At 65.4% G+C, this 1,900-nt stretch carries 2 protein-coding genes; both read left to right on the top strand.

Going from position 1 to position 1,900, the window contains the following annotated elements:
• Window positions 1–1,137, top strand: a 1,137-nt coding sequence (locus tag ACWEVR_RS33970) for a Mu transposase domain-containing protein (protein WP_452470204.1), incomplete at its 5' end; no start/stop codon positions are given.
• A partial coding sequence (istB, locus tag ACWEVR_RS33965) for an IS21-like element helper ATPase IstB (protein ID WP_452470203.1) occupies window positions 1,134–1,900 on the top strand: 767 nt, incomplete at its 3' end. The genes ACWEVR_RS33970 and istB, both read left to right, overlap by 4 nt.

Here is a 1,900-nt window from a genome sequence, read left to right as displayed (position 1 = left end):
CGGATGTCGTTCTCCGGCAAGGCCGTCCACCGGGCATCCCTGTCGGCTGGTCAGGAAGCGTTCTTCGAGGGTCACCTGCATGCCCTGCGGGTGCTCGGCGGTGTCCCGTTCGGGAAAGTCCGCTACGACAACCTGCGCTCGGCCGTCGCGCAGGTGCTGGGGTTCACCCGGGCACGCGTAAAGGCCGAACGCTGGACGGTGTTCCGGTCCCATCTGGGCCTGGAACCGTTCTACTGCAAGCCTGGCATCGACGGCGCTCACGAGAAGGGCGGCGTCGAGGGCCAAGTCGGCTGGTTCCGTCGAAACCACTTGGTTCCGGTCCCGGAAGTGGACTCGATCGCCGAGCTCAACGCGATGATCGATGCCTGGGACAGCGCTGATGACGGTCGGCGGATCGGGTCGAGACCTCGCACGATCGGTGAGATGTTCGCCGCCGAGAAGCCGTTGCTTCTTCCGTTGCCGGCCGAGGAATTCGAGACCGGCCGCTGGTTCAGCATGCGCGTTGACCGCTACGCCCAGATCTCGGTGCGCACCAACAAGTATTCGGTCCCGGTCCGGTTCATCGGCCGAACTGTCCGGGTTCTGCTGCATGCCTCGGAGCTGGTCGTTTACGACGGCCAAGCCGAGATCGCCCGCCACGAACGGCTCTGCGCCAAAGGCGGGGCTCGCCTCGAACTCGACCACTACCTCGAAGGATTGCTGCGCAAACCCGGCGCCTTGCCCGGCGCGACGGCACTGGAACAGGCCCGCGCGGCAGGCAAGTTCACCCCGATCCACGAAGCCTGGTGGGCCGCCGCGCGCAAAGCTCATGGCGATCAGCACGGCACCCGCGCGTTGATCGAAGTGCTGTTGCTGCAGCGCAATCTTTCCCATGACCTGCTCGTCGACGCGCTCGCAGCAGCCCTGCAGTCCGGGGCGTTGACCGCCGACGCGGTCGCCCTCGAGGCCCGCAAGATCCAGGAAACAGCGCCGGCCGCACCCGCAGCGGTCGCCCTCGACGCGCCGTCGACTGAGGTGATCACCTCGTTGACCGCTCGGCGGCTCGCGCACTTGCCACCCGATGACCGGCCGCTGCCCACTGTCGATCACTACGACCAGCTTCTCCGTCTCCCACGAGCTCAGAAAGGCACTCGATGACTGCCACCACCGCGATCGGACGACGTCATGGATTGACCGAGCAGGCGGCCGAGGCGGCCATCGATCAAGCCTGCCGAGTGCTACGGCTACCGACGGTCCGGGGCCAGTTCAGTGAGATCACCGAGACCGCGACCCGCGAGCAGATGTCCTACCGGGCCTATCTGGCCGAGTTGCTGCTCGCCGAATGCGACGACCGAGATCGGCGTCGCAGCGAGCGCCGCATCCGCGGGGCCGGGTTCCCTCGGGACAAGTCGTTGCGGGCCTTCGATTTCGAAGCCAACCCCAACATCGATGCCGCCGCGATCAACACCCTCGCCACCTGCGACTGGATCCGCAAAGGGTTGCCGCTCTGTCTGATCGGCGACTCCGGCACCGGCAAGAGCCACCTGCTCATCGCGTTGGGCACCGAGGCCGCGATGAAAGGTTTTCGGGTCAAATACACCCTGGCCACCAAGCTGGTCAACGAACTCGTCGAAGCCGCCGATGAGAAACAGTTGTCGAAGACGATCGCCCGCTACGGGCGTGTTGATCTGCTCTGCATCGACGAGCTCGGCTACATGGAACTCGACCGCCGCGGCGCTGAACTACTGTTCCAGGTTCTGACCGAACGCGAGGAGAAGAATTCCGTCGCGATCGCCTCCAACGACAGCTACTCGGGCTGGACCAAAACCTTCACCGACCCACGCCTCTGCGCTGCGATCGTCGACCGGCTCACCTTCGGCGGCCATATCATCGAAACCGGCACCGACTCATACCGACTCGC

The sequence above is a fragment of the Nocardia sp. NPDC003979 genome (assembly GCF_053605015.1).
This window is presented reverse-complemented; position numbering and strand designations above follow the sequence as displayed.